This window comes from Helicobacter sp. MIT 00-7814 (assembly GCF_003364115.1).
Classification (GTDB): Bacteria; Campylobacterota; Campylobacteria; order Campylobacterales; family Helicobacteraceae; genus Helicobacter_F.
Window position 1 is genome coordinate 22,821 of the sequence record NZ_NXLL01000014.1, and the last position, 15,887, is coordinate 38,707.

General features: G+C 43.3%; 14 protein-coding genes. 8 read left to right on the plus strand and 6 right to left on the minus strand.

The window, feature by feature from the left end:
* Positions 1–187: 187 nt before the first annotated feature.
* On the plus strand, positions 188–739 hold the full coding sequence (locus tag CQA49_RS05625) for a superoxide dismutase family protein (RefSeq protein ID WP_115574987.1): 552 nt from the start codon (positions 188–190) through the stop codon (positions 737–739).
* A 120-nt stretch (positions 740–859) separates the two neighbouring features.
* Here CQA49_RS05625 and CQA49_RS05630 read toward each other — a convergent pair whose 3' ends face one another.
* The gene (locus CQA49_RS05630) at positions 860–1,642 is read right to left on the minus strand and encodes a hypothetical protein (protein ID WP_115574988.1); all 783 of its coding nucleotides are present in this window, start codon (positions 1,640–1,642) and stop codon (positions 860–862) included.
* 115 nt (positions 1,643–1,757) lie between these two features.
* Between CQA49_RS05630 and CQA49_RS05635 the strand changes: the two genes are divergently transcribed.
* Entirely contained in the window at positions 1,758–2,432 is a 675-nt protein-coding gene (locus CQA49_RS05635) for a YggS family pyridoxal phosphate-dependent enzyme (RefSeq protein WP_115574989.1), read from the plus strand.
* 38 nt (positions 2,433–2,470) lie between these two features.
* On the opposite strand, the gene CQA49_RS05640 is transcribed toward CQA49_RS05635, so the two are convergent.
* Both CQA49_RS05640 and CQA49_RS05645 read right to left on the minus strand, forming a co-directional pair.
* Positions 2,471–3,250: an outer membrane beta-barrel protein gene (locus CQA49_RS05640; protein ID WP_115574990.1), complete on the minus strand. Its 780-nt coding sequence runs from the start codon at positions 3,248–3,250 to the stop codon at positions 2,471–2,473.
* Positions 3,250–4,305, minus strand: coding sequence for a bifunctional 3,4-dihydroxy-2-butanone 4-phosphate synthase/GTP cyclohydrolase II (locus CQA49_RS05645; RefSeq protein WP_115574991.1), 1,056 nt, complete (start codon positions 4,303–4,305; stop codon positions 3,250–3,252). Before CQA49_RS05645 ends, CQA49_RS05640 begins: the two co-directional genes overlap by 1 nt.
* A gap of 158 nt (positions 4,306–4,463) precedes the next feature.
* On the opposite strand from CQA49_RS05645, the gene CQA49_RS05650 reads away from it, so the two are divergent.
* Genes CQA49_RS05650 through nadA form a run of 6 tightly spaced genes read left to right on the plus strand, consistent with a single transcriptional unit; the run spans position 4,464 to position 10,077 of the window.
* Positions 4,464–5,873: a COG3014 family protein gene (locus tag CQA49_RS05650; protein WP_258864213.1), complete on the plus strand. Its 1,410-nt coding sequence runs from the start codon at positions 4,464–4,466 to the stop codon at positions 5,871–5,873.
* A 28-nt stretch (positions 5,874–5,901) separates the two neighbouring features.
* Positions 5,902–6,516 carry a penicillin-binding protein activator LpoB gene (lpoB, locus tag CQA49_RS05655; protein WP_115574992.1) on the plus strand — a complete coding sequence of 205 codons (615 nt, stop codon included), beginning with the start codon at positions 5,902–5,904 and terminating at the stop codon, positions 6,514–6,516.
* A 43-nt stretch (positions 6,517–6,559) separates the two neighbouring features.
* Positions 6,560–7,480, plus strand: a complete 921-nt coding sequence (locus tag CQA49_RS05660) for an LPP20 family lipoprotein (RefSeq protein ID WP_181882617.1) — start codon at positions 6,560–6,562, stop codon at positions 7,478–7,480.
* Complete coding sequence (locus CQA49_RS05665; RefSeq protein WP_309544437.1) at positions 7,481–8,212, plus strand: queuosine precursor transporter; 732 nt, start codon at positions 7,481–7,483, stop codon at positions 8,210–8,212.
* Entirely contained in the window at positions 8,199–8,978 is a 780-nt protein-coding gene (locus CQA49_RS05670) for a phosphatidylserine decarboxylase (RefSeq protein WP_115574994.1), read from the plus strand. The genes CQA49_RS05665 and CQA49_RS05670 overlap by 14 nt, the downstream gene beginning before the upstream one ends.
* Before the next feature lie 58 nt (positions 8,979–9,036).
* The gene (nadA, locus tag CQA49_RS05675) at positions 9,037–10,077 is read left to right on the plus strand and encodes a quinolinate synthase NadA (RefSeq protein ID WP_258864214.1); all 1,041 of its coding nucleotides are present in this window, start codon (positions 9,037–9,039) and stop codon (positions 10,075–10,077) included.
* Positions 10,078–10,429: 352 nt separating this feature from the next.
* Here the strand turns inward: nadA and gyrA are convergent, their stop codons facing one another.
* The 3 genes from gyrA to CQA49_RS05690 form a co-directional block, all read right to left on the minus strand.
* A complete protein-coding gene (gene gyrA / locus CQA49_RS05680) occupies positions 10,430–12,901 on the minus strand; it encodes a DNA topoisomerase (ATP-hydrolyzing) subunit A (RefSeq protein WP_115574995.1) in 2,472 nt (823 codons plus the stop codon).
* A gap of 86 nt (positions 12,902–12,987) precedes the next feature.
* Positions 12,988–13,968, minus strand: a complete 981-nt coding sequence (gene hemC, locus CQA49_RS05685) for a hydroxymethylbilane synthase (RefSeq protein ID WP_115574996.1) — start codon at positions 13,966–13,968, stop codon at positions 12,988–12,990.
* 10 nt (positions 13,969–13,978) lie between these two features.
* Entirely contained in the window at positions 13,979–15,880 is a 1,902-nt protein-coding gene (locus CQA49_RS05690) for a proline--tRNA ligase (RefSeq protein ID WP_115574997.1), read from the minus strand.
* Positions 15,881–15,887 lie beyond the last annotated feature (7 nt).

Below are 15,887 nucleotides of genomic sequence, written 5' to 3' on the forward strand. Positions count from 1 at the left end.
TGCGCGCGTATTTTATCTCATTTTGATAACTTTATAAAATCCACAAGCAAATAAAAATTCTCAAAAGAGATTACTTTTCGTTACTTTCCCGCGCTTGTTTTGCTAAAAAAACAAAGAATTTACACATCTATCACCAAAACACTATACAATCAAAATCTATCCAAAATCTTACTTTAAGGAGTTCGCGATGAAAAAATTTATTCTTGGTTCAATGGTTGGTGCGATGGCGCTATGTGGTGTGCTTTCAGCAGCAAATAACGAGGTATTTGACCCAAAAAGTGCAAAAGAGCATATCGTCATCAAAGTAGAAATGCTCAACGAAAAGGGCAATAAAGATGTGGGCGAAGTGGTAGCGGTGCAAACAAAATACGGCGTGGCATTTTTCCCAAATCTTAAAGGCTTAGAAGCTGGCGTACATGGATTCCATGTTCATGCGAATGCGGATTGTGGCGCGACTGAAAAAGGCTTAGGTATGAAAGCAGGCGGACACTGGGATCCTAAAAAGACAGAAAATCACTCTTTGCCATGGGACGACAATGGACATATGGGCGATTTACCAGCGCTTTATGTTGAAAAAGATGGAAGCGCAAATAGCCCTGTGCTAGCGCCAAAAATCAAAAAACTAAAAGAGATTAAAAATCACGCGCTTATGATTCACTTCGGCGGGGATAATCACAGCGATCACCCAGCTGCACTTGGCGGTGGCGGTGCAAGAATGGCTTGTGGCGTGATTGAGTAAATCTAGGCGCGCTTAAAGGCTTGCATTTTTTAAAAGGCTTGTTTCGCTACTCTTTAAAGTTATTTAAAGTAGCGCGCTTGCCTTTTGCTAAATACTTTTTCTCACACTTTCAAAATAAATCTAAAACAACTCTTCGCTTAAGATTCTCACACCAACGGATACAAACGCATTGTTACGATTAAAAGGCGTATAAAAGTCATTGCCATAAGTGCAATCTATCTGCAATCTATCGCGCGCAAGCCAAATGCGCACACCCAGCTGATAGAGCATCGGCGTCCTTGCAAGCCCCTGCGCCCTCCCCATATAATCCTCATAAAAAACCTCGCCCATAAACCACAAATACTCATTTGCATCATATTCCATGCCAACGCCTAGATTATAGAGCTGTGCGCTTTTTTGCTGTGAATTTGCAAAAGCGCTTGTATCCGCAAAAGACGCAGAATCTAAGCGCAAAAATTTCGCGCCTAGATTTGTATGCAAAAACAAGCGATTTTCAAGCCACGCCTTGCTTATGAGCGCATAGCCATAAAGTGCATTAGAATCTCGCAAAAAGTTCTTCGTGCGCAAATGTCCCAACGCCACGCCATAACTAAAACCCTCTGTGTCTAAATCCATAAAAACTTTTTTTAAGGAAAATTGCATGCCATCTTTGCGCCTAGATTCCGCAGAATCTAAAGAATCTTGCCACAGCATATTTGCACCAATGGTAATTTCTGTGTCAAAAAATAAATTGCACGCAGGCAATGCCCAAAACTCCGCACCTTTGCCAAACTCGCTAAATTTACTCCAAGATTCTATTTGGCAAGATTTTTGCGCCACCACGCGCGCATCATCGGTATTCATCGGACGCGCCGCAAAAAGCACCTGCACCAAAGCCAAGCACACAAAGAAAATTCTTAGCATATTTTCCTCTAAAGTAATTTTTCGCGCTATTATAGCTTAAAGCGATATAAAAGCCGCAATGTTATAAAATCGCATTTTTCGCACAACAGCAATCAAAGAATCTTAAGGAAAACTCATGCAAGAAAAATATTTAAAAAATCTTGATCTTGTCATACGCAAAATCGAGCGCGCACGCCTTGCTTTCAGCGCGCATCACATTGTCACGCTTATAGCTGTGAGCAAATACGCAAGCGCGCAGGAAATAAATATGCTTTATGAATGCGGACAGCGCGCCTTTGGCGAAAACAAAGTCCAAGATTTAAAAGCAAAGTCTGAAAGCCTGCAATCCCTGCCTCTACAATGGCATATGATAGGCACTTTGCAAGAAAACAAAATAAACGCGCTTATCGATCTCTCCCCTACGCTTCTGCACTCGCTAGATTCTCTCAAGCTCGCGCTTGCATTGCAAAAACGCCTAGAATCTAAGGGCAAAAAAATGCGCGCGTTGTTGCAGCTTAACACTTCTTTTGAATCTAGCAAAAGCGGTGTCGCGCCAAGCGAGGCAAAAGAGCTGTATCACAAAATCATAGAGCAATGCCCAAACATCGCAATGGAAGGCATTATGACAATTGGCGCGCATAGCGATGAGCGCAAGGAAATCGAAAAAAGCTTTGTGCTAGCAAAAGAAGTATTTGATAGCTTGCAGAATCTCGGTGCGCGCACGCTTTCTATGGGTATGAGTGGGGATTTTGAGTTGGCTATTTTATGCGGGGCAAATATGGTGCGTATCGGCTCAAGGCTCTTTAAATAAGCGCTATAAGCGCTTGCAGGGATTTTAAGTAACTACTGCTAAAAAACATAATAATACAAAATTGAAAGCGAGTTACTCACGCTAAAGCCTTTAAATTTCGCAGGGAAGATTCTATATGATGCTTCAAAGCGGTGAAAATTCCGCACATTGAGCGAAGCGCCAGCGTTAATAGAAAAATTTACATCGCGATATTTTTCTTTTATTTCAATCTCTCTTTGAGAATCCACATTGCGGATTTCAAGGATATTTTGATGATACAGCCAATGCCGAGAAATCCCCCCATGCAAGCCAAAATACATCGCTGTTTGAGGGATTTTAATATCAAATAACAAATCTAAATTGATTGAATGTAAATTGAGCTTTCCTTGCTTCTCTTTATTTTCATCTTGCTCTTTTGCATCGCCACCATTTGCGCTCTCACCATAAAGGCGCAGTCCAAAAAAATTGCCAAAATACTTCTGATAGCCCGCGCGGAATGTGATAGGCACGATGCCATAATGGATACTTTCCCCGCCTGCACCACTTCTGACGCCTATACCGCTAACACCCACACCTAGAAAAATCCCGCTTTTGCTAAGCTTGATTGGCTTAGGCTCCTCTTTTTGTGGATCTTGCAAGTCTTTGCCATTATTTTGAGAATCCGCTGGCTTGTATTTTTGAAGCTCTTGCACTTGAGATTTTAGCTCTTTAATCTCTTGCAAAAGCTCCTCTTTACTTGCATTTTCATAGAGATTCTCTTTTGTAAAATCCGCTACAGATTCCGCAAATGCACCCACAAACGCGCCACTTAGCAAAAAAATCGCAATACTTTTTCGCATTAATGTGTGTCTTTGAGATGAGTTGGAAGGACTTTTTGCGTGAGGTTTAGATTAAACCCGCTTAGCGTGCTAAAGTCACTGCGCGCACCTTGCGAGCTTTGCGATGAGTTTAGCAGTCTAAATTGCTCAATCCCCATCTCACGCAGAATCTGCGCGCCAATACCAAGCGTTTTAATATCCTCTTGCTCCACGCTATCAAGGCAGATGAGATAGCCTCCCTCTTTTTGCAGCATTTCTATTCCTTGCAAAAAGCCCTCGCGCGTTTGCTTTGGATTCTCAAAAAATTCATAATCTTGTCTCATTACATGAAATTTTATAAGCGGATTTTCCAATCCCTTGCCAAAGGCATAAACAACATGCTTGCGCGCAAAAGTATCCGCAAAATGCAGTTTTTCGCATGGTTTATCGAGGAATTGCGCCTGCTCTCTTTTTTCTAAAGTAATGAGCTTTTCAAACTGCAGGCGATAAGCGATCAAATCTGAAACATAAAGAATTTTTAGATTATGCTCTTTTGCAAACTCGTTTAAATCCCCACTGCGCGCCATTGTGCCGTCATTTTTCATAATCTCACAAATCACGCTCACAGGCTTTAGCCCCGCAAGTTTGCAAATATCCACACTCGCTTCTGTATGCCCTGTGCGCACGAGCACACCGCCTTCTTTTGCAATAAGCGGGAAAATATGCCCCGGACGCACAAAATCCTTTGGTGTGCTATGTTCAGAACATAAAAGATTGATTGTCAAATCCCTTTCATACGCAGAAATGCCTGTTTTTGCCTCTGCAGCGTCAATTGAGATAGTAAAAGCAGTTTCGTGATTTGAGCTATTGCGCTCCACCATCGGGGAAAGCTCAAGCTTTGAAGCAATCTCTTGCGTGAGGGAAACGCAAATTAGCCCGCGCGCCTCTTTTGCCATAAAATTGATTTTTTCTGGCGTGCTGAAAATCCCAGCCATCACCAAATCGCCCTCATTCTCCCTATCCTCATCGTCCATCACAATAATCATCTCGCCCGCTTTAATCGCTTGCAATGCTTCTTTCACGCGCTGTGCATACATACAAAACCTTTAAAAACAAAAAATTTTTGTGGCATTATACTTAAGGATTGTGTTTTTTAAATCTTTTGTGCGCGAATTTTAAGAAAATTTAAAAAATAAAATGCCAAAATTGCGCGGAATTTTAGAATCTTAATCATCATTAAAAATAAGGAAAAATCTTGCCTTCTTCAAAAATAACGCTTTTAAAAACAATACTTTTTGCCTGTGTTCTTGCGCTTTTTTTGAGCGCTTGCTCGCATAAAGACACGATGGATAATTTCACAAATAGCTACTACAGCGGGGATTTGCAAAAAGCCTATAGGCTTGCAAAAGAAAATGCAGATGGTGATGATATCGTGCTGTGGGGCATGCAGGCGGGCATTGTGGGATCACAGCTTGAGAAAAAAGAAAGCTATGATTTGCTTGATAAAAGCGAGCAGGTTTTTAGCCAATATGAAGCGCAGGGCTTGCTTTCTGGCGTATTTGATAATGTAGGCGCGGTGATTGTGAATGAAAATGTCAAAACCTATCGTGGGAATATGTATGAGGGTGTTTTGCTAAATTATTACAAGGCGCTAATCAGTATGCGAAATGGTGAAAATGCCCTAGCGCGCGTGGAATTTAACCGCGCAAATGACAGGCAACGCCGCGCAAAAGATTATTTTCAAAAAGACATCCAAAAAGCCCTAGATTCCCAGCGCGAGGAAAATAGTCAAGATTCTAATTTAAGTCAAGTTGATAGTGCGCATACCGCAAGTGGCGTGCAGTCGTATTTGGCGCAAAATTATCAAAGTATAAAAACTTTTAGTGCGTATAAAAACTTTATAAATCCCGCTGTGAGTTATGTTTCTGCGCTTTTCTTTCTTTTAGAATCTGACAATGCAAAAGCGCTCGATCTTTACAAACAAGCCTACGGCATGAGTAACGCAGAGATAATAAATCAAGATATTGCATTAATGCAAGAGCGTCAAAGGCGTGTTTTCAAGCCGCGCACTTGGGTGATTATCGAGGAAGGGCAAAGTCCTATGAAAGAGGAGCTAGCGCTGAATTTCCCTGCATATTTGGTAAGCTCAAATGTCTTGCATGTGGGGCTAGCATTGCCAAAACTAACGCCTGGGCAAAGTTTTTACAACGATCTTAATGTAAGCAAAGATTCTAAAAAGCTTACCAAAGCCTCGCTTGTGGCGGATTTTGAAGGGGTGATTAGCAATGAGTTTAACGAGCAGTTGCCTTTCATCACCACAAGAGCGGTGAGTTCGGCTATTTTGAAAGCCGTAACGCAGGCGACTTTGGGCGATCAGTTTGGCAGTCTTGGCTCATTGGCAGGACTTGTATATTCTGCTAGCACGACAAGCGCAGATGTGCGCATTTCAAGCGTTTTGCCTTATAGAATCTATGCTCTGCAAATAGAAAACAAAAAAGGAGTTTATGAGCTAAAAAATGGTCTCACCACACTTTTGCGCTTTGAAATAGGTGAAAAATGTGGAGGAGAAGATTTGGTTTTATGTCAAAAAAATGATAATATTTTGTATGTAAGACTGCGCGCGACAAGCTTAAGCGTGCAGATTCTACGCGAAAGCATGCCTTAAATTTAACCTAAAAACAAAAGGAGAAAAAATGAAAAAATCACTACTTGTTGGAACTATGGCTTTAAGCTTGATGGGGCTTTTTAGCGGTTGTGGGGATCAGCCTGAGTATATAGATACAGCAGATTCTAAGTCTTATACGAGCATGGGGCTTGATTATCACGATATTGAAGCTGTGGTGCAAAAATCCGTCTCAAGCTTGCTTGAAAGTGGATATGTGCGTGGCATTAAGCAACCAAAGGTGCTTGTGATTTCTGACATTGTCAATGATACGATGCAGACAATTGATGTCGAGCAACTAAGCCGAAAAGTAACGCGCGATATGCGTAACAGCGGGAAGTTTAAGCTCTCTTTAGCACTTGCAGGCACAGGCGCACAACAAGATAAAATGGTCGATAAAGTGCGCAGCGCCACACGCGGTAATGAAGAGTATGATCAATACAGCACCATTGAAAAAGGACAGCTCAAAGGTGCGCAGCTTTCACTTTCTGGGAAAATTTGGCAAAAAAATGTCAAAGTCGGTGGCAAACAACGCACAGATTATTTTTTCCTTCTCACTTTGCTTGACTTAGCCACAGGCGAGGTTGTGTGGGACGATGAAGTGAATATCATCAAACTTGGGAACAATTCCTCAGTAAGCTGGTAGATTCTAGTTTCTTGCATATTCTGAACTTTTTGAAGGATATATTTTGAAAGATAAATTCTTTTTTCGCGCACGATTTGGGCTTGTAAGCGCTTTTTGTGCGCTTTGTTTTAGCGCACTTTGTTTCAATGCGTGTAAAGATGCGCCACCTAGCTGGTATTTTAGCGCACAAAGTGACAAAGAAAATCTCTATGGCGTGGGAAGTGGCACGAACTTACAAAGCGCCAAAGACAATGCGCTAAATGATATGCTTTCCACCTTGCAAGTAGAGCTAGATTCCCAAACAAGCCTTAATCAAAGTTTTAGCAATGGCGTAGAATCTAGCAATATGTCCTTGCAGATTGAAAAGCGCATCGCCAAAACCACTCTAAGCAATGTCACTTACAAAACTGAGCTTACGGGCAACACCTACTATGCGCGCGCGCAGATTTCAAAAGCCACTTTCATTAAACAGCTCAAAGAAGAACAAAAAGCCCTTGCAAAGGAGCTTAGCGCGCTCAATCTCACTTGCGAGGATTTGAATCTTTCTGAATTTAGCGCGCTTAATGCTAAGCTTGAAGAAGCACAACAAACGCAAAATTACTTATACGCGCTTGGGAGTGAGGGCAATTTGTCTTTAGCGCACTATGTTTCCTTGTGGCAGGCAAATGCGCCAAAGCCAAAGCTCGCACTTGTGCTTGAAAATCCAAACGCTTATGGCGCGAAAGAAATGCAAAGTGCGTTGCAAAAAGAGTTGGTGAAGTTTTATCGCCTTGATTCTAGCTCGAGTCAAAAGGCGTATTTTAGCTTTGAGCTTTTAAGCCCCACCGCGCTTGAAGGCACGCTTAAGATTACAAATTGCAAGGGCGATACGACACTTGTTTTGCAAATCTCTGCAAATATTCCTTCGTCAAATATGGATAAGCTCGCCCAGCGCGCGGGTGTGATTTTATACAAAAAACTCGAAGCTTCTATGCAGGAACAATAAATGGCACGCAAGCTTAATAATTCCACACCAGAATCTGCAAACAAAGATACGCAGATTCCCACAAAGGCGCAAGATTCTGCAAATACCCAAACTTTTACAAATGTACAAACTCCCACAGGTGTGCAGATTCCTAATAGCGCGCAAAATTCCCAACTTATGAGCGAACGCGTTTTTTGGCTTTGCGGGATTGGATTTGCCTGCATTGTGGTTTTGGCAAATTTCAGCGTGCAGTATCCCATTTTTGGCACGCATCTAACCTTTGGCGCGCTCACTTATCCACTTAGTTTTTTGCTTATGAATGTTTTGAGCGAGAAATACTCCAAACCTCAAGTGTTGCGCACTTTGCGACTTGGGCTCGTGCTGGCATTTGTGCCTAGCATTTTTGCAAGCGAGCTTAGAATTGCGCTTGCGAGCGTTTGTGCGTTTTGCGTCTCTCAAGTGCTTGATGTGTATGTGTTTTTCTACCTCAAACAAAAGTTTCCGCGCATTTGGTATCTGCGCAACAACGGCGCGACTATGCTTTCCCAGCTTATTGACACGATGATTTTTTTCCATATTGCCTTTTTTCTTATAAAGCCTGAAGTAGATATTATTTTTATGATTTTAGCGGATTATTCTATGAAGGTTATTCTCGCGCTTTGCAATACGCCATTTTTCTACGCGCTTGCCATTAGAGGGAAAAATCTCCTTACCCCACAATCCCATCAAAAGGAACAAAATGCCTATAAGTAATCTCCTCTCCCGCCTCTTTGGCGCATTTGCGCGCGCGCAATTCCCCAGCCCAATCCAGCGCTTTATCAACCGCGTGTATGTGAAAATTTTTAAAATTGATTTAAGTCAATTTGAAGAGCGCGAGTTTGAAAGTCTCAATGCGCTTTTTACGCGCCGTCTTAAAAATCCTCGCGAAATAGAATCTAGCCCAAACACCCTCATTGCCCCAGCAGATTCTCTCATTACGCAATCCGCTTTAAGCACGCAAGGCACGGCTTTGCAGATTAAAGGAATGAGTTATTCTATTAGCGAGCTTTTGGGCGAAAAGCTAGATAAAGAATTGCATTATATAAATTTTTACCTTTCCCCGCGCGATTATCACCGCTATCACGCGCCTTGTGATATGGAAATCGAGGAGTTGCGCTATTTTGGCGGGGCGCTGTATCCTGTGAATATGCCAGCGCTCAATCGCGTGCAAAGCCTTTTTGTCAAAAATGAACGCGTGGTCGTGCGCGCAAAAATGAGCAATGGTAAAAGGCTGTATTTTGTCGCGGTGGGCGCGCTTAATGTAGGCTCAATTGTTTTTCATTGTGAGCCAAAAATCAAAACAAACGCAAAAAGGGCAAATGAAAGCTACACCTACGCCACACCCATAAAAGTGCGCAAGGGCGAGGAATTGGGAATGTTTGAAATGGGAAGCACGATTGTGCTTTTTATTGAGGATTTTATACCTTGCGTTGAAAATACTAATGTAAAATTCGCCCAAAACATAGGCACGCTTAGCTAGATTCTATAAATTTTGGCTTTTGGCGCGCCTAAAAACCACAACTTTTAAGGAATCTATAATGACAAAAGCCATGCATTCCGCCACAGATTCTCAAAATGTAGCGTTAATACAAGAGATTAAAGATTTATTGCAAAGCCTCGATGCGTTGCTTGTGGCGCATTTTTATCAAAAAGATGAAATTGTGAGCCTCGCGCATTTATGTGGCGATAGCTTGGAGCTTTCACGCAAAGCTTCAATGAGTGAAAAAAATCTTATCGTCTTTTGTGGCGTGGCATTTATGGGGCAAAGCGTGAAAGTCCTAGCGCCACAAAAGCGCGTCATAATGCCAAAAATGGCGTGCTGCTCGATGGCTAGAATGATAGATTCTGAATATTTTGACAAAAGTATCGAGCTTTTAAAAAGCTATGGCGTGGAGAATGTTTTCCCCATCACTTACATCAACTCAAATGCCGATGTGAAGGCAAAAGTCGCCAAAATGGGCGGGCTTGTCTGCACGAGTGCGAATGCGAAAAATATCTTTGACTTTGCAAAAAAGCAAGGCAAACAAATCTTTTTCCTCCCAGATAAATGTTTGGGGCAAAATCTCGCAATGATGGACAATAAAAGCTCATGCGTGCTTGGAAGCGCGAGTGCGGAAGAAGTGAGACAAAGCGATGTGATTTGCTATGATGGTTTTTGCTCGGTGCATCAGCTTTTTAGCGTGAGCGATATTGAATTTTACCGCGAAAAGTTTGAGGGGATTAAAATTGTCGTGCATCCAGAATGCGATCCGAGTGTGGTGAAACTCGCAGATTTTGTGGGCTCAACAAGCCAGATTATCAAATATGTGCAAAGCCTGCCATTAGAGCAGCGCGTGGCTGTTGGCACGGAGTTTAATCTTGTTAATCGCTTGCGCCCTAAGCTTAATGGCGTAAATACGACTTTTGTGCTTTCTAGCTCAAAGCCTGAATGCCCGACGATGAATGAAACGAGCTTGCAAGATTTGCTTGACTGCCTGCGCGCATACGAAGATGGTATGCCGATTAATGAAGTGGAGCTAGATTCTGATACACAAAAATGGGCAAAAATCGCATTAGATAGAATGCTAGAGCTTTCTTAAGACTACACATCTCGTCTTTTCCTTAATTTGCACCATCTCGCAAGAGAATCCCACTTCACCCGCTTCTTTTTGTTGTATCACTTCAGCGAGCATTACTTATCAAAGCTCCGCTCCGCTTCCAACTGCGCGGGAATAAATCCCGCTTTGCTTCCAGCTTCGCGTGGCATACATAGCCTTTGCCAATTACTTAGATTCTACAGATTCTCTAATGGATTTTACTTACTTAAGAATCTTTATTTATTGTAAATTACTTCTGCCTGTCTCACAATGACACATAAATGCGTTCATGTGCAAACCACAATTTTATGCTAGCAAAATCCCTAGAAATTATAGCAAAGCGTCTCCGCTAGCGCTATTCTTGTATCTCGCCTTCGTCTTCGTCCTCTTTGTTTTGCTTAGGGCATTTGTTCGCATACGCGACTTTATCATCACCGACATTTACGATTTTCACGCCACTTGTATTGCGTCCAGCCTCGCGGATAGCTTCTGTATCCACGCGTATCATCTTACCTGAGCTTGTTAGCACCATCAAGTCCATATCCTCATCGTTGAGACTTACCACACTTACGAGCTTGCCGGTTTTTGCTGTGAGCTTCATTGCGATGACGCCCTTGCCTCCGCGTGATTGTAGGCGATATTCTCCAGCACTTGTTTGCTTGCCAATGCCCTGCTCGCTCACGCTTAAGAGCTTGTCTGTATCCGCGCTTATGGTTGTCCCGCCGATGACAAAGTCTTGATTTGCTTTGAATCTAATACCCGTCACACCTCTGCCAGCGCGCCCAATCTCGCGCACATCATCAATGCTAAAGCGGATACACATACCTTGATAAGTCGCAATGAAAAGCTCCTTAGTATCCGTATGCACGATATTTGCACTCACCAATTCATCGTTTTCATCAAGATTTATCGCGCGGATTCCCACACTGCGGACATTGCCATATTCGCTCAAATTAGTGCGCTTAACGATACCATTTTTGGTAAAGAATACAAGCGATTTATCGCTATTAAAATCTGTCGTGGTGATTGTCGCCATGATTTTTTCATCGGCTTGAAGGTTGATGAGATTTACCACCGCTTTGCCAATAGCCGTCCTGCCTGCCTCTGGGATTTTATAGACTTTGAGCCAATAGAGTTGCCCGCGATTTGTCACAAACATAATCGTATCATGCGCGTTGGCGACAAAGAAAGATTCTATAAAATCATCATCATGCGTGTTGCCACTGATTTTGCCCTTGCCCCCGCGGTTTTGCTTTTCATAGACTTTGAGCTGCACGCGCTTGACATAGCCACGATGGCTCATCGTCACCACGACCTTATCATTTGGGATCAAATCCTCCACATCAATGGCATCGTAATCCTCTTCAATCTGCGTTTTGCGTGGTGAGCTAAACTTCTCCTTAATCTCGCTTAGCTCCTCTTTGATGATTTCTTTAAGCTTTTCCTCGCTTCTAAGGATAGATTCCAAACGCGCGATTTCAGCCAAAAGCTCGGCATGTTCGTTTGCGATTTTATCGCGCTCTAGCCCTGTTAGGCGTTGCAAACGCATTTCAAGGATTGCCTTTGCTTGCAATTCTGAAAGTTTAAACTTCTCCATAAGCGCGACTTTTGCGGTATCAGAATCTGCACTCGCGCGGATAGTAGCAATCACTGCATCGATATTATCAAGCGCGATCGTTAGCCCCTCTAAAATATGCGCGCGCGCCTTAGCCTTTTCCAGCTCGAAAATACAACGGCGGATGATGATACTTTTGCGATGCGCGATAAAAATATTTAGCAACTCCAAAAGGTTAAACACCTTTGGCTCTTTATTATTAATCGCTAGCAAGATAATGCCAAAGGTGCTTTCCATCGTCGTGGATTTAAAAAGGTGATTTAGCACAATCTCGCTCATCGCCTCACGCTTAAGCTCTATCACAACGCGGATTCCCTCTCTATCAGACTCATCGCGCACTTCTGAAATGCCCTCAATCACCTTTTCCTTCGCAAGCTCGCTGATTTGCTCGACAAGCTTTGCCTTATTCACCATATAAGGCACCTCATCAATGACGATAACTTCTTTTGTCTTTGTGTGCTCGATGTGGGTTTTCGCGCGCACTTTCACACGCCCGCGCCCTGTGCGATAAGCCTCTGTAATGCCTTGCTTGCCATAGATTATCCCGCCTGTTGGGAAATCTGGTCCCTTGACAATAGGCAAAATCTCATCAATCCCTGCTTCTGGGGAATCTAACAAAACAAACAACGCCTCGATAATCTCATCTAAGCGGTGTGGCGGGATAGAAGTCGCCATACCCACAGCAATCCCGCTTGAGCCATTTACAAGCAAATTTGGGATTCTTGTTGGCAAAATAGCCGGCTCACTTAGCGTATCATCGTAGTTTGGGACAAATTCAACCGTTTCTTTTTCAATATCGCGGAGCATTTCCTCGCTTGCTTGCGTCATACGCGCTTCAGTGTAACGCATAGCCGCCGCGCCATCACCATCAATTGAGCCAAAATTCCCCTGTCCATCGACTAGCTCTAAACGCATGGAAAAATCCTGTGCCATTCTCACAAGCGCATCATATACGGCTATATCGCCATGTGGGTGGTATTTACCAATGACATCGCCGACGATTCTTGCGCTTTTTTTGTAAGGCTTGCGCGAAGTCACGCCTAGCTCATGCATCGCGTAGAGAATCCTGCGATGCACAGGCTTTAAGCCATCTTTTGCATCAGGGAGTGCGCGCCCGACAATCACGCTCATCGAGTAGTCAAGGTAGCTTTCCTTAATGCTGTCATCAATGCGCACATCTGTAATATTTCCATGTTCGAGTAGATTTTCCATTTAGTTCCTTTTGGTAGTAAATCGCTTGCAAATTCCGATAAACGCGTATTTTATCAAAAAAAGCCTCAAAAAAGCCTAAAGAATGCTTATATCATTTTATAAGCGCGCTCTAGCATATCCCGCGCGCCATTGTCTAAAAAATCCTGCGCTAGTTTTATCCCTAGCTCTTTTGCGCTTTGCTTTGGATTTGTGGAATCTAGCGTTTGTGTGAGCTGTGAGCGCATACTCGCACTTCCATCAGGTAAGCCGATGATAGCTTCTAAATGCAGAAGTTGCGTGTCTTTTGCTTGATTAGATTCTGCAGAATCCACAGATTCTAAGCGCGCAAAAACGCCGATTGGCACTTGACAGCCACCTTCTAGCACTTTGATAAACTCACGCTCTGCCTCACAACAAATGCTTGTGGGTAAATCCTCTAAACGCTTAAGGTGCGTAATTAGCTCTGTATTATCAAGCGCGCATTCAATGCCAAGCGCGCCCTGCCCCATCGCTGGAAGCATGGATTCTAAAGGTTCGCAAAATGGCAATTCAGATTGAAGCTCTAGGCGTTTGAGCGCGGCATTTGCAAGGATAATAGCGTCAAAATCACCATTTTTAAGCTTGCTTAAGCGTGTTTGCACATTTCCACGCAGGGAAAGCGTATCAAAATCTGCGCGATAGAGTTTGAGCTGCATTGAGCGACGCAGGGAAGTCGTGCCAATTTTTGCGCCAAGCGGAAGACTTTCAAGGCTAGGATATTTCTCGCTCACAAAGCAATCGCGCCAATCCTCGCGCTTTGTAATCGCCACCAAACCAAGATTGTTAGGAAACTCCACAGGCACATCTTTTAAGCTATGCACAGCTAAATCAATTTCCCCGCTTAAAAGCAACTCCTCAAGTTCCTTTGTGAAAAGTCCCTTGCCACCGATTTTTGCAAGCGGCGTATCAAGAATCTTATCGCCTTGCGTCTTAACAATTTTTAGCTCGCATAAAAGCCCACATTCTTGCTCCAAACGCGCTTTTATATGCTCTGCTTGCCAAAGGGCTAGCTTGCTTCCGCGCGTGCCGATAATAATTTTTTTTGCCATACTTTTTCCTTTAGGCTTTTTGCAGGGAATCTAAAATCACTTGCTCGCATTTTTCACACGCGACAAGCTCTTTTTTTAGCCCCTCGCGTAAAATGCGCTCAACTTTGCCCTGCGCTAGCTCCTTACCCACGACTATTGCCTGATAGATTCCAAGCAATTCAAAATCTTTCATCTTAAAGCCAAAGCGCTCATTCCTATCATCTAAAAGCACATCTACGCCCTTTGCCAAAAGCGCGTTATACAGCGTTTGCGCAAACGCCACCTGCTCAGAATCTTTTGCGTTTGAAATAATAATCACCACTTCAAACACCTTCACACCTTCGCCCCACACGCAACCAAACTCATCGCTTTTCTGCTCTAAAATCGCGGGTAATAAGCGCGTCACGCCAATGCCATAGCAACCCATAATAAGCGCTTCTGCCTTGCCTTGTGGATTTAAAAAAGTCGCTTCTAAGCTTTGAGAATATTTGCGCCCAAGCTTAAAAATATGCCCCACTTCAATGCCTTTTGTGTAGCCTAGCGCATTTCCGCAATGCGGGCATAAATCGCCACTTTGCACGCCTATAATATCCGCAAATTCTGCGCCTTTTAATTCCTCAAACTCATCTAAATCCACGCCCACCAAATGATAATCTTTTTTATTCGCGCCACAAATGAGATTTTTTGCCCCCTTAAGGCTTTCATCAAAAACACATTTAAAGCGCGCATTAAGCCCAAGCGCCCCGATAAAGCCTTCAACCAAACCAAGCGCATTTAAACCTTCAGAATCTAGCTCTAAAAAATCAAGATAGCGCCTTGTTGGCGTAATTTTATTAAGCACATTAAGCGCTTTTGTCTCCTCCAAAAAGTCATCACCGCGCATAAAATATAACACAACCTCATCGCTCTGCACACCATTTGGCGCGCTATTTTGTGCCTTTTTATTTTCATCAATTTCCTCATAGCGCACCTTTTTGGCAACGCATTTCATCGTGTAAAAAGGGTGGATTTTAAAAAACTCACAAAGAGATTCTATGCTTTTTATATTTGGCGTGAAAAACTCGCTAAATCCAGCTTGTGGCGCATCTGTGGGGAAGCTAGATTCTAAAGCGCGCAGGGATTTTTGCGCATTTAGCAATTCATCTAGCGCTTCATCAAACGCGCTTTGAGATTCTAAATTTTCAAGCTCGACTTTTTGGCGCGGGGTGCTCTTTGGCTTGCGCGTTGCAGCCTCGATATTTGCGGCATATTGACATTTTTTGCACACCACAAGCGTATCTTCACCGCTAGGACTTAGCACCATAAATTCCTTACTGCCACTTCCGCCAATCGCGCCAGAATCCGCCTCCACAACCTTATACTCCAATCCCAAACGCTCCAAAATCGCCCTATACGCGCGCTCCATATTTGCAAACTCTCTATCCAAATCCTCAAAATCCGCATGGAAGCTATACGCGTCTTTCATAATAAATTCCCTCGCGCGCAAAAGCCCAAAGCGCGGACGCGCCTCATCGCGGAACTTTGTGTGAATCTGATAGAGATTGAGCGGAAGTTGCTTGTAGCTTTTCACAAAAGCCTTAGCAAGGGAAGTTACCATCTCCTCATGCGTAGGTCCTAGCACGAAATCATTTTCCTTCCTATCCTTAAAGCGCAGTAATTCCTTGCCATATTGCTCAAATCTCCCGCTTGTGCGCCAAAGCTCCGCAGGCGTGACAAAGCCCAAAAGCACCTCTTGCGCACCGGCTTTATCCATCTCCTCTTTGATAATCGCGCGCACAGAATCTAGCACCTTTTTCCCTAATGGCAAAAAGTTGTAGATTCCGCTTCCCACCTGCTGGATATAGCCCGCGCGTAATAAATAAATATGGCTTTTTAGCTGTGCGTCTTTTGGGCTTTCTTTAAGGCTTACTGCAAACATTTTTGAAAATAGCATTTTTTCT